Genomic DNA, 23,244 nt, shown 5'->3' on the forward strand with positions numbered 1-23,244 from the left:
GTCATCAAGGGATAGTGAGGAGCACGGCGACTTAACAGGTTTGGTCCGCTGGCACGTATCGCGCTGCGCTCGTTCCCGCAGAAAAGGGGCGGGCGCGTCTATTCCCGGAGCCGTTCGCTGACGCGGGTGTCGAGGTCGTCGCGGAGCTCCTCGACCTCGACCTCCTCGAGGACGGGCACGAAGAAGCCCTCGACAAGCATGTTGCGGGCCGACCTGTCGTCGACGCCCCGTGAGGTCATGTAGAACATGTCCTCCTCGTCGATCTGGCCGACGGTCGCCGAGTGGCTCGCCTCGGTGTCGTGGTTGTTGATGATGAGCTTGGGCGAGGCGTCGGCCTCGCTCTCGTCGCTCAGCATCAGGGTGTTCTCGCGCTGGTAGGAGTTGGTGTCCCACGCCTCGCGGCCGACGTCCTGGACGCCCTCGTACACCGACCGCGCCTCGTCGTCGAGCACGCCGCGGGTGACGAGGTCGGCGGTCGTGTGGGCCGTGTTGTGCCAGACCCGGGCCGCGATGTCGAAGTGCTGGTCGTTGTGGCCGAAGAACGCGCCGACCGTCTTGGTCTCCGAGCCCTCGCCGTCGAGGTTCGTCTCGACCGAGGACTTGGTCAGCCGGGAACCGAGGTTGCCCTCGACCCAGTTGACCGTGGCGTAGTCGGCGGCCTCGCCGCGCTTGAGCGAGTAGTGGTACGTCTCCTCGTCCAAGTCCTGGAGCGAGCCGTACTGGACGTGGCTGTTCTCGCCCGCGGCGACCTCCACGATGCCGCTGTAGTAGCGGTCGCCGTCTGCTCCGGCGGCTTCGCCGCCTTCGCCTCGTTGCGCGTCCGGCGCAACGCCGTCTTCACCCGTGTCCTGGCGCTCCAGGATAGTCACCGAACTCGACTGCTCGGTGACGACCAGCGTGTAGTTGAACAGCGACTGGGAGTTCTGGGTGGTCCGGATGGTCACGTCCTCGGCGTCGACGTTCTTCGGGACGTAGACCAGCGTGCCGGTGCTGAACAGCGCGGTCGAGAGCGCGGTGAGGTAGTTCTCCTGGGGGTCGATGACCGACCCGAAGTGCTCCTTCAGGAGCTCCTCGCGCTCGTCGACGGCCTCGGCGAACGGCAGGACCTCGGCCTCATCGGGGCCGACCTGGTCCTTGTCCTCGGCGGCGTTCAGCGGGTCGACGAAGTCCTCGTAGTCGAGCGCGTCGAGGTTGGTCCAGTCGCGGCCCGGCGTCCGGATGACGTCGGGCATCTCGAGGTCGCTCAGCGCGTCGAGCGCGTCCAGCCGCGTCTCGAGCAGCCAGTCGGGCTCGCCGAGCTCGTCGGATATCTGGCGGACCGTCTCCTCCGAGATGGTCTCGTGTACCTGCGCCGCGGTCATCCGAGGCTCCCCTCCATTTCGAGTTCGATGAGGCGGTTGAGTTCGACGGCGTACTCGATTGGCAGTTCCTCGGTAATCGGTTCGATGAACCCGGAGACGATCATCTGCTTGGCGTCGTCGTCGTCCAGCCCCCGCGATTGGAGGTAGAAGACGTCCTCGTCGCCGATCTTGCCGACGGTGGCCTCGTGAGCGACGTCGACGGTGCTCTCGTCGATCTCCATGTACGGCATGGTGTCGGACGTCGATTCGTTGTCGAACATCAGCGCGTCACATTCGACCGACGTCGAGGAGTTGGTAGCGCCCTCGGAGATGTGGACGAGGCCGCGGTAGTTGGTGCGGCCGCCGTCCTTGCTGATGGACTTGGACTCGATGGTGGAGTTGGTGCGGGGCGCGTTGTGGTAGACCTTCGCGCCGGTGTCGATGTCCTGGCCCTCGCCAGCGAACGCAATCGAGATGTGGTTCGCCGAGGCACCGCGACCCTTGAGGATGGAGCAGGGGTAGAGCATGGTGGCCTTCGAGCCCATGCTCCCGGAGACCCACTCCATGCGGCCGCCCTTCTCGACGAGGGCGCGCTTGGTGTTGAGGTTGAAGGTGTTCTTCGACCAGTTCTGCACCGTCGAGTACTGGACGTGGGCGTCCTCGCCGACGAAGACTTCCACGCCCCCGCTGTGGAGGTTGTGGGTGCCGTACTTGGGCGCCGAACAGCCCTCGATGTAGTGGACTTCCGAGCCCTCCTCGGCGATGATGAGGGTGTGCTCGAACTGGCCCATGCCCTCGGAGTTCATGCGGAAGTACGCCTGGACGGGCATCTCGACCGTGACGTCCTCGGGGACGTAGACGAAGCTCCCGCCGGACCAGACGGCGCCGTGGAGCGCGGCGAACTTGTTGTCGCTCGGGGGCACGCAGGAGGTCATGAAGTGCTCTTTGACGAGGTCCTCGTGTTCCTGGACGGCCTCGTCCATGTTGCAGAACACGACGCCCTTCTCCTCCCACTGCTCCTGCATGTTCTGGTAGACGACCTCCGACTCGTACTGGGCACCGACACCGGAGAGGGCCTTGCGCTCGGCCTCCGGAATCCCCAGTTTCTCGAAGGTGTCCTGGATGTCCTCGGGCAGGTCGTCCCAGCTATCGGCGCCTTCGCGCTTGTCGACGTCGGGCCGGATGTACGGGATGATCTCCTCGACGTCGAGTTCGGAGAGGTCGGGCTGGCCGGGCCAGTCGGTCGGCATCGGCATGTTCTGGTAGTGCTCGAGCGCGCGGAGCCGGCGCTCGAGCATCCAGTCGGGCTCGTCCTTGTCCTCGCTGATGAGCCGGACGACCTCCTCGGTCAGCCCCTTGTCGGACTTGACCGCCGCGCTCTCCTCCTTCTTGAACGCGAAGCGTTCCTCCGTGTTTGTCTCTTTCAGTTGATCTTGTTCGGAACTCATGCTATCACCTTACGCGGCCTCGTACACTTCTTCGCGGACCCAGTCGTACCCCTTGTCCTCGAGCTTCTCGGCCAGCTCCGCGCCGCCGCTCATCGCGACTTCGCCGTCGAGCATGACGTGGACGCGGTCGGGCTCGACGTAGTCGAGGATGCGCTGGTAGTGGGTGATCTGGAGGATGCCGGTGCCCTGCTCGTCGCGCAGGGCGTTGATGCCGTTCGAGACGTCCTGCAGCCGATCGATGTCGAGCCCGGAGTCGATCTCGTCGAGCACCGCGATGGACGGCTCGAGGATGGCGGCCTGGAGCACCTCGTTCTGCTTCTTCTCGCCGCCGGAGAAGCCGGCGTTGAGGTAGCGCTGGGCGAACGTCTCGTCCATGTCGAGCTGCTCCATCTTCTCCGAGAGGATCTGTTGGAACTCCGCGACGTCGACCTCGCCCTCGTCGGCGGGGCCCTCCATCGGGCTGGTCTCGTAGCCGGCGTCCTCGTCGTCCTCCTCGGCCGCTTCCGCCTCGTCCTCGAAGAGCTCCTCGCGCTCCTCGAGCTTGGCGTTGAGCGCCTGCCGGAGGAAGTTGACCATCGTGACGCCCTCGATCTCGGCCGGGTACTGGAAGCCGAGGAAGATGCCGAGCGCCGCCCGCTCGTTCGGTTCGAGGTCGAGCAGGTCCCAGGTCCGCATGTCCTCGGGGATGTCGACCTCGTCGCCGAACTCCCCTTCCTCGAGGTGGAGCAGCACCTCGCCGTCGGTCACCTCGTAGGCCGGGTGGCCCGCGATGACCTTCGCCGTGGTGGACTTCCCGCTGCCGTTGGGGCCCATCAGGGCGTGAATCTCGCCGGAGTTGACCTCGAGGTCGACGCCGTTGAGGATCTTCTCGTCGGCCTCTACGACCTCTGCGTGTAGATCTTTGAGTTCTAGCGTTGCCATTGTAGGTTCACCTAAGTCGTTCGAAGAATGGGTTGTCCGACCCATAATGCTTTCGCATTCCCACGTAAATGGTTTCTCGGTCTGGAAAATTACTTTTCGGAATGAGAAAAGCTGTCACGTTAGCCGACGGCCGTCCGGGGCCTCGAATTCGCCGGTAAAACGGCCTCAGGCGTGTATTTCGGCCGTCGGTGACGGACGCCGACTCAGACGAAACTGCCGAGTCCGGTCTGCTCCTGGCCGGTCTTGACCTCCTGCCACGAGATGCCGAGCGCCTCGAGGACGCGCTCGATGGGTCCCTGGAGGGTCTTGTCGAGCATCTTGTCCCAGTCGACCTGGAACTCCGGCGGCACCTGGTCGGCGAACTCGAAGCAGATGACGTCGGGTTCCTGCTTGAACTCGCAGTAGAGCCGGTCGGCCTTCGACGTGCCGGCGGGATCGAACCCCTCTTCGTCCTCCATCCGGCGCCAGAAGTCGGGGTGGACCCCCTCGAGGTAGAGCCGCTTGGGCTTGCTCCCGCGCTGGAAGTTGGTGCCGAGCAGGAGGTTGGCGTACTTCGCGCCCCGGACCTGGGCGGTGTCGGTGTCGTAGGCGTCGAGTCGCTTGCCGATGCCGCCGGGGATGCCCACGTCGTCGAGGTTCACGTTCCCGGCCTGGTAGTCCTCGATGATGTCGTGGACGTAGTCTTTCACCTCGTCTAAGTCCTCGCCGTGGACGATCATGTCGATGACCTCCTTCTGGACCTTCTTGGTGATGGGCGCGATGTCCGAGCGCTTGTACTCGAAGCCGGTGATGTCGATGTCGTCGACGTCCTTGCCCTCCTTCCAGACGATGTGGCCGGCGTAGCGCTTCTTCGTGCCCGCCTGGAAGAACCGTCGGTAGAGCTTCTCGAACTCGATCTGGAAGCGGTGGGTCTCGGCGTTGAGCTCCTCCAGGGCGAACTCGTCGTAGGCGGCGTTGATGCGCTCCTCGATCTCGAACGACTGCTCGATGGCGTCCTCCTTGGAAACGCCGGCGCCCAGTTCCAGCATGACCGAGTCGGTGTCCCCGTAGGCCACTTCGTACCCCAGTTCGGTCGCGGTCTCGTCGGTGTACTCGATGACCTCGCGGCCGGTCGCCGTGATGGCGGCGCCCATCGCCTTGTCGTAGAGCCGGAACCGCTCCCAGCCCAGCACGCCGTACAGCGAGTTCATGATGACCTTCACCGCGGCCTGCTGGCGGTCGAACCGCTCGTACTCGGGGGTGTCGGGCGCCTGTTCGTTCCGCAGTTCCTTCTTCTCCTCGCGCTCGGCCAGCGTCTCGTCGATGATCTCCCGGATGATGCCGTCGGGCTCCTTCCGGAAGTGGGTGCCGTTGGGCGCCACGTACGTCTCGCCGTCGTAGCGGTCGGGGTCGACCTTGGTCTCCGGCGAGGCGTTGATGGTGGTCATCGACATCGGGTACAGCGACTTGAGGTCCAGCACCGTCACGTTCTCCTTGACGCCGGTGATGGGCTCGAACACCGCGCCGCCCTCGTAGTCCTCGCTCTCCTGCTGGCCCTTCGACGGGAGCGCGAACTCCCCGTGGGCCTTGTGGAGGACGTAGACGTCGACCGCGTCGCCGGGGGTGGTCGCGTCCTCGAGCTTGCAGCCGACGAACGACGCGACCTCCTCCCAGAACGAGATGATGTCCTGCTTGCGGTCGAGCTCGACGCAGAGTTCGACGTCCCGGACGTTGTACTCCAGCAGGCGCTCGGGGTCGTCCTCCCAGAGGTCGCCGATGTCGCCCGGGTACCGCTCCTTGCCGACCCCGAGCTCGACCTCGCCGACCGCGTCGAGCCGGTAGGACTCGAGCTCGGAGAACTGGGTCCGCTTGTAGCCGTACAGCAGGTCGAAGACGACCCGGCCCTTGACCGACGGGCCGCCCCAGTCGCTGCGCCACACCTCGTTCACCCGCGAGAGCCGCTCGACGTCGAGGTCGTACTCGTGGGGGCCGTCGAGCTCCCCGAGCCGGTCGAGTAGGTACGGCGCGTCGAAGTCGTCGGCGTTCCAGCCGGTCAGGATGTCGGGGTCGGTGTCCTCGATGTAGTCGATGTAGGCTGCCAGCATCGCTCGCTCGTCGTCGAACGACCGCACCTCGATGTCGGCCTCCTCGATGGGGTCGTACCCCGAGAGGTCCTCGGGAACCGCGGCGTCGCCGACGGGGGCGTCGTAGAGCCACGCGACGTACTGGTCGTCGTAGGAGTCGAAGGTCGTCAGGCAGACGACGGGCTCCTCGCCCTCCTCGGGGAAGCCCGACCGGTCGTCGACCTCGATGTCGAAGTAGTGGACGCGGGGGTCGGCCTGGACGTCGACGGGCTCGAGGTCGTCGAGGCCGTCGTGGAAGTAGAGGTCGCCCTCGTCGTCGCGGCGCTCGGGGATGCGGATACCGCCCTTGATGTCCTTGTCTATGAGGAAGCGGTTGGGAAAGAGGATGTCGGCCTCGTAGTGGTCGAACTCGTCGCGAACGTTCCCGACGTCGCGGGGCGTCCGACCGAAGATCTTGGTGAGGCGCTCGCCCCGGATGCTCTCGTAGGGCTCGCCGTCCTCGTCGGTGGTCTCGCTGCCCGTGAGCACGTCGTACTCCTCCTCGGGCGGGCCGGAAAGCGACGCGGTCGGCGCGTAGAAGTAGGGCCGGAACCCGACGACGTGGACGTGTTCGAGTTCGTTCTCTCGCGTGCGCCCGAAGACGTGGACGACGGGGCGCTCGTCGTCGCCCGAGCCTTCGACGGTGTAGTCGACCTGCACGACCGACAGTTCGACCTCGCCGTCGGGGTCGGGGAGCCAGTCGTCGTCGCCGACCACCGCGTCGGCCGCCTGGTGGTCGCTGCCGGCGACGGCGCGGGCCTCGGCCTCGGCGTCGCGTCCGTCGCCGCCGTCGGAGAAGTCGGTGAGTGTCGTCGAAGACCCCGAATCGCTCATGTATTCGGGGTTTGGGGCATTCGGCTAAAAACCCTCGCTTTCGGCGGACCGCGGGGGCTCGCGGCGGTCCGCGGGGCGGTTACCGCGAAGGAAAGACATATATCATGCTAACACATACCAAAGAAGGAGGTGACGCCAATGTCCGACCACGTCGACACCGGTGACGAGCTGGACCGTGCGCAAGCGGCGCTTCCCGAACCCGACGACGGGGAGGCGACAGTCGAGTCCTACGAGACGGAGGACGGCGTCGTATTCTACGACGCGGACAACCCGTTGGCGTGGTTGAAGGCGGGCCGACCGCTCACACTCAGCGAGCAGCTCTGAGGACGAAGCGCTTTTCCTCGTTCCCTCTCCACTGTCGAACGGTGCCGTCAGACGACCCGACCCCCGAGGAGTCCGAGCGCTCGGCCGGCGAGCTACTGCCCGAGGACCGCCCCGGCCCCGAGGCCGACCTGCTCCCCGACGAACCCTCGGAGGGGCTCGCGCCCGACCCGCCGGCCGTCCCGGAGTTCTCCGCGGACGACGCCGACCCGGAGCTTCGGCGCGACTTCTGGTCGCTCGTCCTGCTGTTCAACGTCGCGCTGTTCGGGTTGAGCCTCGGCGTCATGCTGATCGGCTTCGAGGGGCGGTGGAAAGTCGGCGGCGGGCTCGTCACCGTCGGCGCGTTCGCGTTCGCTCGCGGATGGTACGGCTACCGGAGGGCGACCGACGAGGCCGGCGACGACGAGACTGACCCGACGGAGGACGCCGTCGACGAGGCCGACGCGGAGAGCTGACGGCGAGACGGATAGCGGCGAGAACGCGTGGGAACGCCTGCAGCACGCTGGCGGCGAATCCGACGCCGACGAGCCGTCCGCCCGAACTCTTCCAGACTCGCTACTCCGCAACGACTAACCGCGCGCCGCGCCTACGCCGGTCCATGCGAACCGTCCGGGACGAGTCGGGGGCCGTCTACCTGCTCGTCAAGGAGTCCAGCGACGCCTGCAAGGTCCGGGACCCCGAGACCGGCGAGGAGACCTACCGCGACGGCGACGCCCTCGAACCGGTCGAGGGGGAATCTCCGCTGGCGACGGCGGCCCGCGCCGTCCCGGAGCCGACCCGGCGAGTCCTGACAGCGACGCCCGACGAGCGCACGCTGGGGCTGCTCGTGGAACTGCGCGAGCGCGGCCCCCACTCGGTCCGCCACCTGCTCGACGCGACCGACCTCTGCGAGAGCGACCTGCTCGGCGCCCTGACGGAGTTCCGCGCGGCCGGGCTGGTCGAGGAGGCGGAGGTGCTGGGCGAGCGGGGCTACGCCACGACGGAGGAGGCGGACGAGGGGCTCGCGGTGCTCACCGGCGAGTGAGCAAGGAAAAACGACTCGAAGGCGGTAGCGCTCAGTCGGCGGCCTCGAGCAGCGCGTCCCGGCGCTCGACCGTCGAGCGGTTCGACACCGCGTCCTTCTCGACGTACACCACGTCGTCGGCCGCCGCGACGAGCTCGTCGTCGTGGCTCACGACCACGATCTGCTCGACGCCCAGGTCGCGCATCGACGCGATGAGCTCGGCGAGCTGGGAGACGTGGCCCGAGTCGAGGAAGACGGTCGGCTCGTCCAGGATGAGCGGCGGCATCGGCGCGGCCCCCTCGATACCCTCCGAGAGCAGCCGGTAGATGGCGCACCGCAGGCTGAGGTTGAACAGCGCGCGCTCGCCGCCCGAGAGCTGCTCGGGGTCGAGCGGCTCGCCGTCCTTCTGGTAGACGGTCAGCTCGTACTCGCCGTCGAGCTCGATGCGGGCGTACGAGTCGTTCTGGTAGACCAGGTCGAACACCTCGTTGAGCATCGACTCGAGCTGGTCGACGTTGCGCTGCCGGAGCTCGGCCCGGAGGTCGCCGTACATCTCCTGGAGCTGGGCGGTCTCCTCCCGGAGCGAGGCCAGAGCCTCGACGCGGGCGGCCAGATCGTCGCGCTTCTCTCGGAGGGTCTCGAGCTCCTCGAGTTCGCTCTCGACGCCGCCGATGGCGCTCTGGAGGTTGTCGCGTCGCTCCTCCAGCTCCTCGAGCTTCGCCTCGACCTTCTCCAGGTAGTCCTCGGCCTCCCGCTTGTCCTCGCGGGCCGACCGGACCTTCTGCTCGTCGTAGCTCTCCCGGAGGTCGGCCCGCCGCTCGCGCTTCTCCTCGAGCCGGTCGCGGCGCTGGTCGTTGACCTCCTCGAGGTGGGCGCGCTTCTCGCGGTGGCGCTCGGCCTCGTCCTCGGCGTCGGCGACGTCCTCGCGCACCGATTCGATCTCCTCTAGGCGTTCCTGCTTCTCGGCGACCGCTTCGCGCTCGGCTTCGAGCTCCTCGACGCGGGCCTCGCGCTCGTCGGCCTTCTCCCGGAGGTCGTCGGCGTCGCCGCGCTTGTCCTCTGCGTCCGCCGCGAGCTCGTCGGCCTCCTCGAGCAGTTCGGCGGCCTCCTCGCGCTTCTCGGCGACCGCGGCCTCCTTGTTCTCGACCAGCTGCTCGACGTTCCGGCGGTTCTCCCGCTTGCTCTCGACGGTCTGCTCGGCCTCCCGCAGCCGCTGGGCCGACTCGACGTCGTCCTCGACAGCCTCGCGGTCCTCGCGGACCGACTCGAGTTCGGCTTCGAGTTCGGCGGCGCGCTCGCGGTCCTCGTCGACCGAGTCGACGTGCGGCGAGTCCTCGACCGGCTGGCCGCACTCGGGACACTTGCCCTCCTCGAGCAGTTCCTCGGCATCCTCGATGCCGTCCCGGAGGCTGGTGAGCTCGGCGGTCAGCTCCTGCTCGCGCTCCCGGAGGTCCTCGAGCTCCTCCCGGAGTTCGTCGAGGCGGGCGTCGGCCTCGCCGAACGCCACGGGCGCGTCCTCGAACGCCGCCTTCTCGGCGTCGATCTGTTCGCCGAGCGTCGCCAGCTTCTCGCGGTACTCCTCGAGGTCGGCCTCGGCCGCGTCTGCCTCGTCGGTCAGCCGGTCGGCGCGCTCGCGTTTCTCGGCCGCGCGGGCCTCGAGCTCCTCGGCGCGCTCGGCGAGGTTGCCGGCCTGGTTGCCGAACATCTGGGCTTGGGTCCGGGCCTCGTTGAGCTCCTCGGCGAGCACCTCGTCTTCGGCGTCGAGTTCGTCGAGCCTGTCGCCGATGGCGTCCTCGTCTGCCGAGTCGAGGTCGGTCTCGGCCAGCAGGTCCGCGACGGTCTCCTCCAGACTTTCAATCCGCTCGCGGAGCTCCCGGACCTGCTCGCCGTGGTCGGCCCGCTCGCGCTCGGTCTCGCTGATCTCGGACTCCAGCTCCTCGATGTCCGACGACAGGGTTTCGAGCTCCTCGCGCTTCTCCTCGTAGCTCTCCAGCACCTCGACGGCCTGCTCGCGGGTCTCCTCGGCGGTCTCCTTGTTGCCCTCGAACCGCTCGATCTCGCCCTGGGTGTCCGCGAGCTTCGACTTGAGGTTGTTCAGCCGCTCGTGGAGGTTCTTCTCCTCCTTCTCGGCGATCTGGTCGTCGAGCCCCGCGAGCCGGCCCTCCTTGTCGTCGAGCACCGACTTGACTCCGAGCCGGGCGTCGCTGGCGCGCTCGCGGTACTCCTCGAGCTTGCCGAGCTGGAGCAGGTCGTCGATCATGTCCTGGCGCTGGCTCGGCGTGGCGTTGATGAGCTTGTTGACCTCGCCCTGCCGGACGTACGCGCAGTTGACAAACGCCTCCGAGTCCATCCGGAAGAGCCGGGTGATCTCCTCGCGCACGTCTCGGGCGCCCTCGACGGCGTCGTCGGGCGTCTCGAGGACGCACTCGGCGGTGGTCGCGCGCTCGCCGGTCGCCCGGATGCGCCGCCGGACGTGGTAGTCCCCGCCGTCGTGGGTGAACCACAGCTCGATGATGGCCTCCTCCTCGCCGATGGTCACCACGTCGTCGAGCGTGCGGTCCAGCGCCTTCGCGCCGTAGAGCGCGAAGAAGCACGCCTCCAGCAGCGAGGACTTGCCGCTCCCGTTCAGCCCGTGGATGACCGTGACGCCCGGGTCGAGGTCGAGGTCGGCGTCGGCGTAGCACTTGAAGTTCCGGAGGCGGACGCGGTCGAACTTCACAGGTACTCCTCCAGGGTCCCGTCCGGGGCGTCCGTCTCGCCCGACGAGGCGTCGTCCGTTTCGGGTTCGGCCGCGGCGTCACCGGTCTCGGGGTCCGCGGCGGCCTTCGCGACCGCCTCGACCGCTTCGGGGTCGTCGGGGTCGGGCGCTCGCTCCCCGTCCTCGCGCTCGTCGGACGCCGCGGCGTCGCCGCCTTCCTCGCCGTCCCGTGGGGACACTTCGCCCTCGTTCGCGTCCGTCACTGAGTCGTCGTCCGCCACTTCGTCCCCGGACTCGAAGGCCGCGAGGTCGCCGTCCTCGGCCAGTTCGCTCACGCGGTTCTGGACCGACTCCCGGACGTTCGAGTCGGCGATCTTGCTCGCGCGGACCGTCTCGTCGATGCCGCGGGCGGCCTCGCTCAGGCCGAGGTCCCGGACGCGCTCCCGGACGGCGTCGTCGGGGTCGGCGAACGAGACGTCGACCTCGCCATCCTCTTCCTCGACCTCCCGGCGGTCGCGCACGCGAGCGACGAGAGCGCCCCGCTCCAGCGCGGACTCCTCGACCCGGCCGGGCGTGACGTCCTCGCCCTCGCCGTCGATGTCGATGATCGCGACTGCGTCCTCTAAGTCGCGTTCCCGGAGCTTCTCGCGGACCCGGTCGATGCCCTCGCCCTCGGCGAGGTCGGCGTCGACGTACTCGAAGTCGCGGGTGACGTCGAGGCCACGCCGGGTGATGGTCGCGTCGCCGTCGAACTCCACGATGTTGTACCCGCGGTCCTCGCGCTCGTCGGCGCTGCACCGCTCGGTCGACCCGCAGTAGGTGACCCACGTCTCGGCGACCTCCTTGGTCCCGGGGTCGTGGTTGTCGCCCAGCAGCATCGCGTCGAAGTCGACGTCGGCCTCGGTCAGCACCCCCTCGGCGTCCCAGTCGCCGAGGTCGAAGGGCTTGAACAGTCCGTGGCTCACCAGCGCGGCGTGAGGCTGGTCGTGCGACTCGAACGCGTAGTCGAGGTCGTCGCGCTTGGACTTCGGGACGTGGTCGAGCCCGTAGAAGGCGGTCTCGCCGACGACCTCGGGGTCGTCGCGCAGGCGCGTGGCCAGCCCCAGCATCTCGAAGAGGTCGAGCCACTGGCGCCCGCGCGTGCCCTCGTGGTTGCCGACGACGGCGAGGAAGGGGATGTCGGCGTCCCGGAGCTTTCGCAGAATCGAGATGGTGCCGTGGAGGGCGTCGAGGTCGGGGCGACGGTCGTGGAACAGGTCGCCGGCGTGGACGACTGCGTCGACGTCCTCGGCGATGGCGTCGTCGACGACCTGCTCGAAAGCCCTCCGGAAGTCCGCCCGGCGCTCGGGGGAGTGGTACTGGCGGTACCCGAGGTGGGTGTCCCCCGTGTGTATCACCCGTGTCATCGATTCGTCGTTTGCGTCCGGGACCTAAAGACGTTCCGCGACGTGCCAATCGGGGGAGGGCTCTCCGAGGTGGGTTCGGACTCGGTCGACTCGGCGGTGGTCATGCCTCGGAATCGCGCGCTCTCGGCTATAAACTTTGGTTCATTCGCGGGGCTACCTCTCGGGAGTACGAGTCGATTCAGGCCGCGCGGTCGCGACGCACTTCCGCGCCGAACCACGCCCACAGCGCGAGCGAGACGAATCCGATTCCGAGGACCGCGAGTTCGAACAGTCGCGGCACGTGAATCCCCACGGTACCACTGAACACGACGAGAACGCTCCCGCACGCTAGCAGCGCGAACGTCTTGTACAGTTTCCGCTTCCTCGTCCACTCGTCGTGCCGAACCCAGACGGTGTGGAGCGCGACGGGCAGGGTCGCGAGGAGGCCGAGGGTGAGGAGACGCCCGATGGTGAGGAGACGCCCGATGGCGAGCAATCCTATCCTCAGTGGATGCCGGAACTCGAACATGTCGTTCGACAGTCGAACCCACGTCGGAACCGCAGATAGGCGTTCTGGCGGTCGAATCTAACTTTGAGGCGCCTCACCCCGTGCCCTCCTCACGTCCAGTTGTCCAGCCCCGTCTGCACGACCGACTCTTCGATGCGCTCGAAGCCCCGCTCGACCTCGTCGGCGTGGACGCCCCACTCGTCGACGACGTACTCCCTCGCAGCGTCGAGGTCCGGGTCCATCTCGGCGTCGAACGCGTAGTCGTCCGAGACGGTGGGGTTCAGGAACAGCTCCCGGATGACGTCGACGTCCTTCTCGATGCTCTCGCCCCGATTCTCCAGCACGCCCCAGATGTCGCCGTACTCCTTGACCTCCTTCAGCGCGGTCTTCGGGCCGACCCCGGAGACGCCCACGTTGAAGTCGGTGCCGCAGAGGATGGCGATGTCGACCAGCTGCTCCCAGGTCACGTCGTGCTTCTCGAGGGTGGCCTCGAAGTCCATCAGCTCGGGGTCGCCCTTGCTCGTGAGCTGGCGCAGCGTCAGCGGTGCGCCCAGCGGGAGGGCGTCGTAGTCCTCGGTCCCGCAGTAGTCGACCGCGCCGGTGCGGTTCATGTACGCGGCCTGGGCCTCGCCCTCGGCGGGGGCCTCGATGTAGGGCACGTCGAGGCGGTCGAACAGCTCCCGGGTGGTCTCCTGGATGGTGGCGGTCAGTCGCTGGGTGTGGGCCTCGAGCCGGGCGATCTCGACGGCGTCGCCCTCCTCGCGGGCCCGCTCAAGTTGCTCCTCGCGCTTCTCGCGCTCCTCGCGGCGCTGCTCGATCTCGGCGGTCTTGTGGTCGGTGACCGCGCCGTCGAAGACAAAGACGGGCGTCAGGTCGTTCTCGAAGAACTTGGGGAGCCCCTGGACGACGCCGATGAGGTTGGCGACCTCGGTGCCGTCGTCGGTGGTGTACGCCGCGTCCGTGGTCCACTTGACGGTCGTCGTGAGGTACTTGTAGAGCCAGTTGTGGGCGTCGACCGCCACGGTGTCGCCGTCGAGTTCGTCGAAGGGGACCTCCTCTAAGACCGCCAGTTGGCGCAGGTCCGTGTTTCCCATTACTACGGGGTAGGAATCGCGGGGGTTTGAAACCTACTCCTCTGTATTAGACTTGGGAAGTCACTTGGATACAGCATTCTAAGCACATTGTATCAGACAAACAAATTATATACCGGGGATATTAATTCCCGAGCAATAATGATAGACTCTACGGTTATTGGTATACTGGGCGTGATTGTCGGAGCAGGAATTAGTGAAGTAGGAGCACATTTTCGGAACAAGCGCCAACAGGAGGCCACTGATAAACGTTTAGCTACGAGACAGATACTGGAAAATAAACGCCAAGTCGCTGAGCATATCCTTGGGCGGAAGGTAGACATTTTACTAGATTGCTATGCAGAGATGGAAGCAACACATCGTGAGGTGACACGATATCTTATCACCATACAGGAGGGGGAGGAATATGAGCATCCTCAAGAAATCCCAGAAATGTACGTTGACTCCCTTGAGGCAATAAGAAAAGCAAACGTCTTTCTCCCACCTTCAAAATCTGAAGAACTCTATAATTTCATCGATGAAGTGCGAAAATCCAGTATTCATATTCAAAACGAATCAAACGGCTCGGATTCAGAATATGCTGATAAATTCCAGGAAGACGCGTTTCAAGAAGCATATTCCGAAGCACGCAAAGTGATTGAATCGGAGCTTCGGGGTCCGCTTGAGCACTTGGAATTATAATAGCCTCGGAAATACGGATCTATTTTACTCCCCGCGCTTGGGCAGGTCCGCCACCGCCGGGCCGTCGAGCACCTCGCCGTCGACGGAGAACCGCGAGCCGTGGCAGGGGCAGTCCCACGACTGCTCGGCGTCGTTCCAGTGGACGATGCAGTCCAGGTGCGTGCAGACCGCCGAGGTGACGTGGAGCTCCCCGTCCTCGTCGCGGGCCACCGCCCACTGTTTGCCGCCGCGGCGGACAACCTCGCCCTCGCCGGGCGCCACCTGGGGGTCCTCGCCGCGGAACGGCGCCTTCGCCCAGTCGCGGGTGAACTCCTTGCCGACGTCGAGGTTCTCCGAGAGCAGGTCCTCGCCAGCGGCGTCGAGGTCGATGCGCTGAGGGTTGAAGGCGTCGGCCCACTTCGGCGTCGTCCCGCGCGCGTACGACGCGAGCATCCGGCCCGCGGCGGTGCCGTTGGTCATGCCCCACCCGCCGAACCCGGTGGCGACGTAGACCCCGTCGGTGGTCGGGCCGAGGTCGCCCACGTACGGGATCTTGTCGACCGAGACGTAGTCCTGGGTCGACCAGCGGTACTTCACCTCCTCCACGTCGAAGTGGTCGTGCGTCTGGCGCTCCAGATTGCGGTACCGCTCGGCGGTCGACCCGCCCTGTCCCGTCTTGTGGTTCTGGCCGCCGACCAGCGCCACGGGGCCGTCGGCGCTCGGCACCGGCCGGACCGAGAAGTACGGCGACTCGTCCTGGTAGAACATGCCCGCCGGGGGCTCCTCGGCGAGTTCGACCGCCAGCACGTACGACCGCTTGGGGTACTGGCGCGCGAAGTACGCCGCGGGGTCCTCGACGGGGAAGTGGGTGGTCACCAGCACGCTGTCGGCGGTCACGGTCCCGCGCTCGGTCTCGACCCGGCAGGGCGTCTCGTCGCCCCCGCCGACCCCCGACCGGTCCTCGATGTCGGTCACCTTCGTCTGCTCGAAGACGGAGGCGTCGCCCGCGTCCGGCAGGTCCTCGGCCAGCGCGAGCAGGTACTTCCGGGGGTGGAACTGGGCCTGGTCGGCGAACTTCACGGCCCCGTGCGCCTCGCCGGGGAACGGCGGGTCGTCGACGTACGCGGCGGGGAGCCCGAGCCCCTCGGCGACCGTGGCCTCGCGCTCGACCGCGGCGCGCTGGTCGGCGCTCGCGGCGTAGGTGTACGCCGGGAGTCGCTCGAAGTCGCAGTCGATGGCGTGGGTCTCGACCCGGTCGGCGATCTCCTCGACGGCCGCGGCGTTGGCCGCGCCGTACTGCCGGGCCGCGGTCCGGCCGTGCCTGTCGAGGAGGTCGTCGTACAGCAGCCCGTGCTGGGCGGTCACCTTCGCGGTCGTCTTGCCGGTGACGCCCTCGACGATGCGGTCGGACTCGAGCAGCGCGACCGACTGGCCGGCCTCGGCGCACTCCAGCGCCGCGGTCACGCCCGCGATGCCGCCGCCCACGACAGCCGTGTCGACCCGCCGGTCGCCGTCGAGCGGCGGGTAGTCGGTGCGCTCGGTCGTCTCCAGCCACAGCGATGCGCCCTCCCCGGGAAGCGCGTCTCTCTCACCCATGTGAACCCCCGAACCGCGTCCCGATTCGGCCTCGGCGCGCTTAACCCCGGTGGCCCACTTGTCCGTCCGGTTTCCCGCCGCAGAACCGCTGCTCGGGGTCGGGGACCGCGTCGGGCGGGTCCACTCCGGCCTTTGCCGTCAGGAACTCCCGTTCGACGGTCGAGAGCCCTTCGCGCTCGCGGTAGACGTCGAGGCCGGACTGGTACCGCTCCCGCGTGCGCTCGGCGGGCGCGACCATGACCAGCTCCGCTAGCCCCGTCTCCTCGCCGGCGGAGCCGAACCCGGCCTTCGAGAGCGCGTGGAAGGCGAAGGGGTTGTTCACCGCGATCTGTACCCGGTCGTAGCCCCGCTCGCGGAGGCGCTCGGTCGCGAACCGCGCGAGCCGCGCCCCCAATCCATCGCCGCGGCGGTCCCGCCGGACGGTCACGTACCGGAGCCACGCCGTCGCCGGGTCGGTCCTGTCCCCGTTGAACGCGATGGCGCCGACGATTCGGTCGTCCGCTATCCAGTCGGCGTCCGCGACCTGGGTGCCGTCGTCCGCGACCGGCGCGTCGTCGCCGTGGTCCGACGCCTCGGCCTCGGGGTCGCGGACCACCGCCTTCCCGGTGTTCGACATCACGAACTTCCCGGCGTAGCTGAACTCGCGGTGGTCGAGCCGGAGTCGGGGCCCGTCGTCCGGCCACCCGACCAGCGCGTACTCCATGCCGACGGCTTGGGTCCGGCGCGGTAACTGTGCTTCGTTCGGGGCGGTATCGCGACTGCCGGACGTCGACCCCCGGCGACACGCTCGAACTGGAGGCCAGTTTTTTGCTCCGTCGCCCCGTCGACTCGACCATGAGTCACGCGGGCGACGTCGCGACCTTCGACCGCGCTTCCCGGTTCTACGACTGGTTCTCGCCGTCCCCGGACCCCGCGGAGTTCCGGGAAGCCCTCTCGTTCGCGGAGCGGGACGTCGAGCGCGTCCTCGACGTGGGCGGGGGTACCGGCCGGGGCGCGAGCGCGCTCGACGCTCGCGAGCGAATCGTCGCCGACGCCGCGCCGGGGATGACCCGGCAGGCCAGACGGAACGGTTTCGAGGCGGTCCGGGCCGACGCCGCCCGGCTTCCGTTCGCCGACGAGAGCGTCGACGCCGTGCTCGTCGTGGACGCGCTCCACCACTTCGGCGACCCCGAGGCCGCGGTCGCGGAGGCCGCGCGAGTCCTGCGTCCCGGCGGCGTGCTCGTCGTCCGCGAGATCGACCCGGCGTCGCCGGTCGGCCGGGTCGTCGAGTGGGGCGAACACGCCTACGGCTTCGACTCGACGTTCTTCCCGCCCGCGGACCTCGGCCGCCTGGTCGCGGTCGCGGGCCTCGACGCCAAGTTCCGGTCGTCGGGGTTCGAGTACACCGTCGTAGGGCGGTTGCCCGGAACCGAGTGACACCGCAGACCGCACGGTTGCCCGACCGGCGGACCGCCACGGTCAGTCGACCGGGCTCTCCGCGTCATCGGTGACGCCGGCGCCCATGCGGGGGTCGTCAGCCGGCCGGTCCAGCAGGGCGCGCCACAGGTCGGGGAGGAACACGAGCCACGCCAGTCCGACGAGCGCGTAGCCGGCGAGCGTCAGCGTCGCTTCGACCCCCTCGAACGCGGGGAAGGCGGTTAGCCAGAGCGCGGTCATCCCGGCGTTGACGGCGGCGACGCCCGCCCACCGCGGTCGGTGGGCGCTCGCATCGAGGGACGCGAGGAGGTCGGTCGGCGCCTCCCGCAGCGCGACCGCCACGGTCGGGAGCAGCCCCATCGCGAGCTGGAGCATCCAGCCGAGGACCAGCCCCTCGATGGCCGCCGCCTCGATGCCGGCCGCCGGCACCGTCTCGGGGAACAGCAGCACCAGCGGCGCCCACGGCACGGGGAACACCAGCCAGAGGTACGCGCCGACGACGTGGCCGAATCGGGCGTCCCTGGCGCACCCGCCGAGTCGCCACGTCCCGACGAGGTTCACGAGCAGCGCGAGCGTCCCGACCACGTACACCGCGAGTCCGGCCATCGTCAGGGCCTTTGCCGCCAGCCACGGACCGGCGACCAGGCCGGTCGCGCCGAGCGTCACGCCCCAGAACGTGACCGGCTTCAGCCGCGGGTAGCGCAGCGGCTCCCCGGCCAGCCTCGGCACCAGGGCGAGCAGCGTCCCGGCGGCGACGAGCGCGAGGAACCCCCAGACGTTCGCGTGGACGTGGGCCTCGATGCTCCCGAAGTAGCCGCCCGGTCCGTGGACGCCCAGCAGCATGCCGAACGCCGCGAAGACGCCGACGACCAGGAACCACGGCGCGACCGCGTAGTAGCGGACCAGCCCCTCGTCGCGCCCCGCGACCGCCCCAAGATTCGTCCGGTACACCGAGACGACGAGCAGGCTGAGCGCGGCCAGCACGCCGGTCGCCCCGGCGACGGCCGCGGCGGTCGACCCGGTCGCCATCCCCAGCAGCACGACGGGATAGCTGGCGTTCAGCGTCACCCATTGAAGCCAGCGGCCCCGCGAGGGCACCGTCTCACCGCCGCCGACCGCGGCCGCTAGGTTCGGGAGCGCGCCGAACAGCGCCTGGGTCATCGCGCCGATGGTCACGAAGTGTATCGTCAGCCACCGGAGCCGGGGGAGCGCGTCGATCAGTCCCGCCTCGACCGCGAGCTTCCCCGCCACCGCCGCCAGCCCGACCGTCAGGTACAGGCCGGCCATCAGCAGGAACGGGTTGGTTCGGAGTCGCATCCTCGATGTCATACCGGAGACTCGGGACGGGCGCTGGGTAGCGCTTCGCACGAAGCAGCCAGCCCCGTCCTAGCATGTTAGACTGCACTTTTACCGGACCGCGGCCGCTCCTTCCGGACGGAGACTCCCGATGCCACGGGCCAGACTAACCGTCACGCTCCCGGCGGACACGTGGATCGCCTCGCTGTCGAAAGCCTACCCCGACGCCGTCTTCCGGGTCGTCGCCACCCTCGGCGGCGAGGAGACCGGGGTCGCGCTCGTCGAACTGGTGACCGACGACCCGGTCCCGGTCGTGACCGACATCGAACGCCAGCCGGACGTGACCGACCTCGCGCTCCTCTGGAAGCGCGACGACGAGGCGCTGCTCCAGGTCGAGACCGCGGACCCGCTGCCGCTCGCCCCGGTCTGGCGGGCGGGCGTGCCCCTCCGGCTGCCGTTCGAGATCCGGGACGGGCGGACGACGTGGGAGACCACGACCACCGACGAGCGGCTGTCGGCGTTCGGCGAGGCGCTCGTCGAGGCGGGCGTCGAGTTCGACGTCGAGCACGTCCGGCGAGTCGACGCGACCCCGGCCGACCGCCTCCTGACCGACCGCCAGCTCGAGGTGCTCCGGGCCGCGGTCGAACTGGGGTACTACGAGACGCCCCGGACCGCGACGCTCACCGAGGTCGCCGAGTCGCTCGGCGTCACGACGGCGACCGCCAGCGACGTCCTCCACCGGGCCGAGGGGAAGCTGGTCGACTGGTTCCTCGACGAGGCCGCGCCGGACGTGCGGTGACGCGGGCAGTCGTCGGCCGGGCCTGACTCGCCGAATCCCGGCCGCGACCGCCCGGTTCCACGGGCCGGGTCCGCGAGCCGCATCGCGGGAATCATAACCGCGGGGGTCCAACTCGCAGCCATGAGCAACGCCGAAGGGCTGTTCCGGTCGCGGGTGGAGCGCTCGTCGGGCGCCGCGCTGCTCGCGCTCGGGGACCTGCTGGTGCTGGTCGGCTTCCTGATCGTGGGCGAGCTCCGCCACGGCGTGGACCCGATTCGGCAACCCCTCGTTGTCGCCGACACCGTGGCGCCGTTCCTCGTCGGCTGGATCGTCGCGTCCTTTGCAGCCGGCGCGTACGCTCCCGGCGCCACTCGCACCGTCAAGTCGGCGGTCGTCCGCGCGGTGGCCGCCTGGGTGCCCGCGGCCGCCATCGGACTGCTGCTCCGGTCGACCGAGCTCTTCCACGGCCAGTCGCCACTGTCGTTCGCGCTGGTCGTGACCGGTGTGGGCGTCGTCTCCTTCTCGCTCTGGCGCGCGGCGGTGGCGCTCCTGCGCTGAGCGACCGAGGTGGAACTGGCGGTTGAGAATTCGGGCCGACACTCCGCGCCGACCCGCCGATACTCCACGTAGGAGAAGACCGTGGCGTACAGCGACACCGCGACGACGGGAGCGACGACGAGGAGTTCGGCGTACGCGGGAACGAGCGCGCCCAGCGCGGCCACCACGCCCGCGAGCTTGAACAGCGGCGCGGCGCGCCGGTGGGTCCGGTCCCAGACCTCGTCGCTGGAGATGGTCCACGGCGTCCGGATGCCGACGAACCAGTTGCGCTCGGCGTGGGCCGAGAGGACGCCGACGTAGTAGTACAGCGCGCCGACGGCGGGCGCGAGCCCTTGAATCATCTCGAACTCGTATCCGGCGTTGACGCCGACGACGAGCGCCTGGAGGTACGCCAGGAACGCGAGCACCAGCACGACGAAGGTGTCGTACTGCGCGCGGAACTCCGCGACGTTCTCGCCGAGCGGGTCGACCCGCGGGAGCGCGGCGAACAGTCCGAGCAGGGCCGCCATCAGCGCGGGAAAGAGTCCGAGGGCGAGCAGCCTGGGCATCCGGCCGTCCACTTCACCGGCGCCGTTCCAGTGGGTCGCCATCTCGGCGGGCATCTCGGGGTACGCGAGCGCGCCGAAGACGGCCGAAGCCGCCACGAGCGCGCCGCCGACCGCGTAGCCGCGTCGGACGTTCATATCCGGGAGTTGTCGGCTTCGGGATATAAATGTGGGGTCCGGGCCGGGAGCGGCAGTCCGGAAACCGCGACAGTTCCGCCGGCTACCTCAACCCTTTTGCACGCCGGCGACCAGGCTTTGACGTATGCCCGTAGAGAGCGACGCCGAACTGCGCGAACTGCTCGGGATGGAGCGCGTCGCGGTCGTCGGCTGCTCGTCCACGCCCGGCAAGGACGCCCACGAGATACCCAAGTACCTGCTGGAGCGCGGGTACGAGGTGATCCCCGTCAACCCCACCGCCGACGAGATCTTCGGCCGGACCGCCTACGACTCGCTGGCCGACGTCGAGGAGACGGTCGACGTCGTGGACGTGTTCCGGCCGAGCGACGAGGTCTCGGGCATCGTCGACGAGGCGCTCGCCCGCGACGACGTGAAGGTCGTCTGGACGCAGCTCGGCATCGCCGACGACGAGGCGGCCGCACGCGCCGAGGACGCCGGCCTCCGGGTCGTCCAGGACAAGTGCATCAAGGTCGAGCACCAGCGGCTGGTCGCCTGACGCGCCACTTCGGACCGACCACTTTTAACGGGTCGGCTCCTACTCCCGCTCGATGACCGACGCGGACGTCGCTGCCGTCTTTCTCGACCTCGACGACACCATCTGCACGCATCCCGGGTCGACCGCCGACCGGCTCGCCGACGCCTTCGAAGCCGCGGGCGTCGACCCGTTCTTCGACGTCGCCGACTTCCGGCGGTGGCTCCCGGAGGTGACCGCCGACTCCGCGGTCGAACTGCGCGAGCGGTGCTTCACCGGCATCGCCGACGAACGGGGTCGGAGCTGTGACGACGCGCTCGCGGTGGCCCGGGCCTACGAGGACCCCGACCCGACCGACGTCGAGTTCCTGCCCGGCGCGGAGTCTGCGCTCGACGCGCTGGGCGCGAGCCACGACCTCGCGCTGGTGACCAACGGCGACCGCGAGACCCAGACCGCGAAGCTGGCGGCGCTCGACATCGCCGACCGGTTCGACGCCGCGACGTTCACCGAGCCCGGCGGGCCGGTCAAGCCCGACCCGGACCACTTCCGCCGCACCCTCTCGGCGATGGACCTCGCGGCCGACCGGGCGGTCCACGTCGGCAACTCGCTTCGCTCGGACGTGGCCGGCGCCCACGCCGCCGGCCTGACCTCGGTGTGGCTCGAGCAGGCCGACGCGACCGCGGAGTTCTCCCCGCACTACACCATCGCGTCGATGCACGACCTGCGCGACCCGCCCTGGGTCTGAGCCGTCTCCGACAGATCCTCGTACCGTTTCTTCCGAATATCGGATGCCCGACCGACGGGTCGGCCGATTCCGTTCCATCGTAAGTGCGACACGTCCGCGAGTTATCTATTTAAAATCCAGAAGATACTTGAAATACGGTTCGGAGTCTTCGATTAATGGCCTCCTCCATCGCGAGCAACACCACGGAACTACTGGTCGTTGTCAGCGCCGCCATGCTCTTCGTCGGCGGCCTCGCATTCTACGTGATCCAATCGCTGCTCCACCGCGACGACGGGGACGACTTCGAGTCGTTCGAGGAGCTCCGGCGCATCGTGTCCGCCCAGGACCACCTCGCGGTGGTCCTCCCCGCTGGCGCGTCGATAGACGCGCTGGCGGCGGGCCTCGGCTTCCAGGCGGTCTGCCGGGAGTTCGGCGTCACCGCCAAGTTGTTCGCCGAGGGCGAGCTGACGAGCGAGGACAGCAAGACCTTCTGCAACCTCTTCGACCTCGACCCGGCGCCGGTCGGCGGCGCGGACCCGAGCATCTCCGACTGCGACGCCGCGGTCGTCATCGGCGGGGCCGGCGCGATTCCGGGCGTCGCGTCGATCCCCGTCGTCGCCGTCATCCGTCACCGACAGCTGACCGACGAGAGCGCACTGACAATCACGCGACCCGAGGACGGGGCGACGTCGACGACGGTCACCGAGCTCGTCCGGCGCGCGGCGTTCACCCCGAACCAGCACGTCGCGACCGCGCTGCTGTACGGCATCCGGGCCGGGACCGGGGAGTTCCGCCGCCCCACGGGAGGGAACGACCACCGGGCCGCGGGCTACCTCCACTCGTTCGCCGACCTCGGCCGGGTCGAGGAGCTCCACGCGCCGAGCATCAGCGACGAGTCGTTCGACGTCATCGGCGACGCCATCATCAACCGGGAGCGCCGGTCGAGCTTCGCGGTCACGAACGTCGGGCTGGTCCCGACGGTCAGCGCGCTCGAGGAGGCCGCGAGCACGCTGCTCCGCGTCGAGGGCGTCACGACGGCGGCGGTGTTCGGCGTCCACGACGAGACCATCGTCATCTCGTGTCAGACCGACGACGTCCGGATGAACGCGGTCGACGTCCTCGAGGAGGCCTTCGACGACACCTACGACGTGGCCGGGAACGCCGACGCCTCCCTGATACGCGTCCCGCTCGGGATATTCTCCGCGACCGGCATCTCTGAGAACGAGACGCTCGACGAACTCATCGACCTCAGCGGGCGGAAGGCCCTCTTCGACGCGTTCGAGAGCGCATAGACAATAACATTCTCTCGGGATATTCATTCTCAAAGCTAGGAAATTACACCACTATTTCAAACTATACTGAGTACTCTAT

At 68.3% G+C, this 23,244-nt stretch carries 21 protein-coding genes and 1 pseudogene; 10 read left to right on the top strand and 12 right to left on the bottom strand.

All coding sequences use genetic code 11. From position 1 onward, the window contains the following. Nucleotides 1–98: 98 nt before the first annotated feature. From sufD to DVR07_RS03235, 4 genes are all read right to left on the bottom strand, one after another. Nucleotides 99–1,361, bottom strand: a complete 1,263-nt coding sequence (sufD, locus tag DVR07_RS03220) for a Fe-S cluster assembly protein SufD (RefSeq protein WP_115795337.1) — start codon at nt 1,359–1,361, stop codon at nt 99–101. Next, nucleotides 1,358–2,788, bottom strand: a complete 1,431-nt coding sequence (gene sufB, locus DVR07_RS03225) for a Fe-S cluster assembly protein SufB (RefSeq protein WP_115795338.1) — start codon at nt 2,786–2,788, stop codon at nt 1,358–1,360. Before sufB ends, sufD begins: the two co-directional genes overlap by 4 nt. A 9-nt stretch (nt 2,789–2,797) precedes the next feature. Then, nucleotides 2,798–3,709, bottom strand: a complete 912-nt coding sequence (locus DVR07_RS03230) for an ABC transporter ATP-binding protein (RefSeq protein WP_115795339.1) — start codon at nt 3,707–3,709, stop codon at nt 2,798–2,800. 203 nt (nt 3,710–3,912) lie between these two features. Then, complete coding sequence (locus DVR07_RS03235; RefSeq protein ID WP_115795340.1) at nt 3,913–6,645, bottom strand: DNA-directed DNA polymerase; 2,733 nt, start codon at nt 6,643–6,645, stop codon at nt 3,913–3,915. A gap of 138 nt (nt 6,646–6,783) precedes the next feature. Here DVR07_RS03235 and DVR07_RS03240 point away from each other — a divergent pair, with 138 nt between their 5' ends. From DVR07_RS03240 to DVR07_RS03250, 3 genes are all read left to right on the top strand, one after another. After that, a complete protein-coding gene (locus tag DVR07_RS03240; RefSeq protein ID WP_115795341.1) occupies nt 6,784–6,969 on the top strand; it encodes a DUF7331 family protein in 186 nt (61 codons plus the stop codon). 41 nt (nt 6,970–7,010) lie between these two features. Beyond that, nucleotides 7,011–7,421 carry a DUF7322 domain-containing protein gene (locus DVR07_RS03245; protein ID WP_193570005.1) on the top strand — a complete coding sequence of 137 codons (411 nt, stop codon included), beginning with the start codon at nt 7,011–7,013 and terminating at the stop codon, nt 7,419–7,421. Between the two features lie 143 nt (nt 7,422–7,564). Further along, complete coding sequence (locus DVR07_RS03250) at nt 7,565–7,990, top strand: DUF7346 family protein (RefSeq protein ID WP_115795342.1); 426 nt, start codon at nt 7,565–7,567, stop codon at nt 7,988–7,990. A 31-nt stretch (nt 7,991–8,021) separates the two neighbouring features. Here DVR07_RS03250 and rad50 read toward each other — a convergent pair whose 3' ends face one another. The 4 genes from rad50 to fen all read right to left on the bottom strand — a co-directional run bounded on the left by rad50 (nt 8,022) and on the right by fen (nt 13,654). Then, nucleotides 8,022–10,688 carry a DNA double-strand break repair ATPase Rad50 gene (gene rad50 / locus DVR07_RS03255; protein ID WP_115795343.1) on the bottom strand — a complete coding sequence of 889 codons (2,667 nt, stop codon included), beginning with the start codon at nt 10,686–10,688 and terminating at the stop codon, nt 8,022–8,024. Beyond that, nucleotides 10,685–12,073: a DNA double-strand break repair protein Mre11 gene (gene mre11, locus DVR07_RS03260; RefSeq protein ID WP_115795344.1), complete on the bottom strand. Its 1,389-nt coding sequence runs from the start codon at nt 12,071–12,073 to the stop codon at nt 10,685–10,687. The genes rad50 and mre11 overlap by 4 nt, the downstream gene beginning before the upstream one ends. A gap of 178 nt (nt 12,074–12,251) precedes the next feature. Then, nucleotides 12,252–12,581 carry a hypothetical protein gene (locus DVR07_RS03265; RefSeq protein WP_115795345.1) on the bottom strand — a complete coding sequence of 110 codons (330 nt, stop codon included), beginning with the start codon at nt 12,579–12,581 and terminating at the stop codon, nt 12,252–12,254. A gap of 89 nt (nt 12,582–12,670) precedes the next feature. After that, nucleotides 12,671–13,654: a flap endonuclease-1 gene (gene fen, locus DVR07_RS03270; protein ID WP_115795346.1), complete on the bottom strand. Its 984-nt coding sequence runs from the start codon at nt 13,652–13,654 to the stop codon at nt 12,671–12,673. A 138-nt stretch (nt 13,655–13,792) separates the two neighbouring features. Here fen and DVR07_RS21305 point away from each other — a divergent pair, with 138 nt between their 5' ends. Then, nucleotides 13,793–14,332 (top strand): hypothetical protein, encoded by a 540-nt coding sequence (locus DVR07_RS21305; protein ID WP_162829413.1) that lies wholly within the window; start codon nt 13,793–13,795, stop codon nt 14,330–14,332. Between the two features lie 24 nt (nt 14,333–14,356). Here DVR07_RS21305 and DVR07_RS03275 read toward each other — a convergent pair whose 3' ends face one another. Beyond that, entirely contained in the window at nt 14,357–15,907 is a 1,551-nt protein-coding gene (locus tag DVR07_RS03275; RefSeq protein WP_115795347.1) for an FAD-dependent oxidoreductase, read from the bottom strand. Between the two features lie 40 nt (nt 15,908–15,947). Beyond that, a complete protein-coding gene (locus tag DVR07_RS03280) occupies nt 15,948–16,610 on the bottom strand; it encodes a GNAT family N-acetyltransferase (protein ID WP_115795348.1) in 663 nt (220 codons plus the stop codon). Between the two features lie 131 nt (nt 16,611–16,741). Here DVR07_RS03280 and DVR07_RS03285 point away from each other — a divergent pair, with 131 nt between their 5' ends. After that, entirely contained in the window at nt 16,742–17,323 is a 582-nt protein-coding gene (locus DVR07_RS03285) for a class I SAM-dependent methyltransferase (RefSeq protein WP_115795349.1), read from the top strand. A 42-nt stretch (nt 17,324–17,365) separates the two neighbouring features. Here DVR07_RS03285 and DVR07_RS03290 read toward each other — a convergent pair whose 3' ends face one another. Further along, nucleotides 17,366–18,652 carry a hypothetical protein gene (locus DVR07_RS03290; RefSeq protein WP_205410969.1) on the bottom strand — a complete coding sequence of 429 codons (1,287 nt, stop codon included), beginning with the start codon at nt 18,650–18,652 and terminating at the stop codon, nt 17,366–17,368. 118 nt (nt 18,653–18,770) lie between these two features. Here DVR07_RS03290 and DVR07_RS03295 point away from each other — a divergent pair, with 118 nt between their 5' ends. Both DVR07_RS03295 and DVR07_RS22580 read left to right on the top strand, forming a co-directional pair. Next, entirely contained in the window at nt 18,771–19,418 is a 648-nt protein-coding gene (locus tag DVR07_RS03295) for a helix-turn-helix domain-containing protein (RefSeq protein WP_115795350.1), read from the top strand. A gap of 120 nt (nt 19,419–19,538) precedes the next feature. Further along, a complete protein-coding gene (locus DVR07_RS22580; RefSeq protein WP_115796289.1) occupies nt 19,539–19,955 on the top strand; it encodes a DUF3054 domain-containing protein in 417 nt (138 codons plus the stop codon). 98 nt (nt 19,956–20,053) lie between these two features. Here DVR07_RS22580 and DVR07_RS03305 read toward each other — a convergent pair. Continuing rightward, nucleotides 20,054–20,638: pseudogene (locus DVR07_RS03305) on the bottom strand (SdpI family protein); the annotation flags it as partial. Nucleotides 20,639–20,762: 124 nt separating this feature from the next. On the opposite strand from DVR07_RS03305, the gene DVR07_RS03310 reads away from it, so the two are divergent. The 3 genes from DVR07_RS03310 (at nt 20,763) to DVR07_RS03320 (ending at nt 23,165) form a co-directional block, all read left to right on the top strand. Further along, a complete protein-coding gene (locus DVR07_RS03310) occupies nt 20,763–21,173 on the top strand; it encodes a CoA-binding protein (protein WP_115795351.1) in 411 nt (136 codons plus the stop codon). A gap of 52 nt (nt 21,174–21,225) precedes the next feature. Further along, nucleotides 21,226–21,894, top strand: coding sequence for an HAD family hydrolase (locus tag DVR07_RS03315; RefSeq protein WP_115795352.1), 669 nt, complete (start codon nt 21,226–21,228; stop codon nt 21,892–21,894). A 155-nt stretch (nt 21,895–22,049) separates the two neighbouring features. After that, nucleotides 22,050–23,165 carry a DHH family phosphoesterase gene (locus DVR07_RS03320; RefSeq protein ID WP_240147429.1) on the top strand — a complete coding sequence of 372 codons (1,116 nt, stop codon included), beginning with the start codon at nt 22,050–22,052 and terminating at the stop codon, nt 23,163–23,165. Nucleotides 23,166–23,244: the final 79 nt, after the last annotated feature.

The sequence above is a fragment of the Halorussus rarus genome (genome assembly GCF_003369835.1).
In the GTDB taxonomy this organism is placed as follows: domain Archaea; phylum Halobacteriota; class Halobacteria; order Halobacteriales; family Haladaptataceae; genus Halorussus; species Halorussus rarus.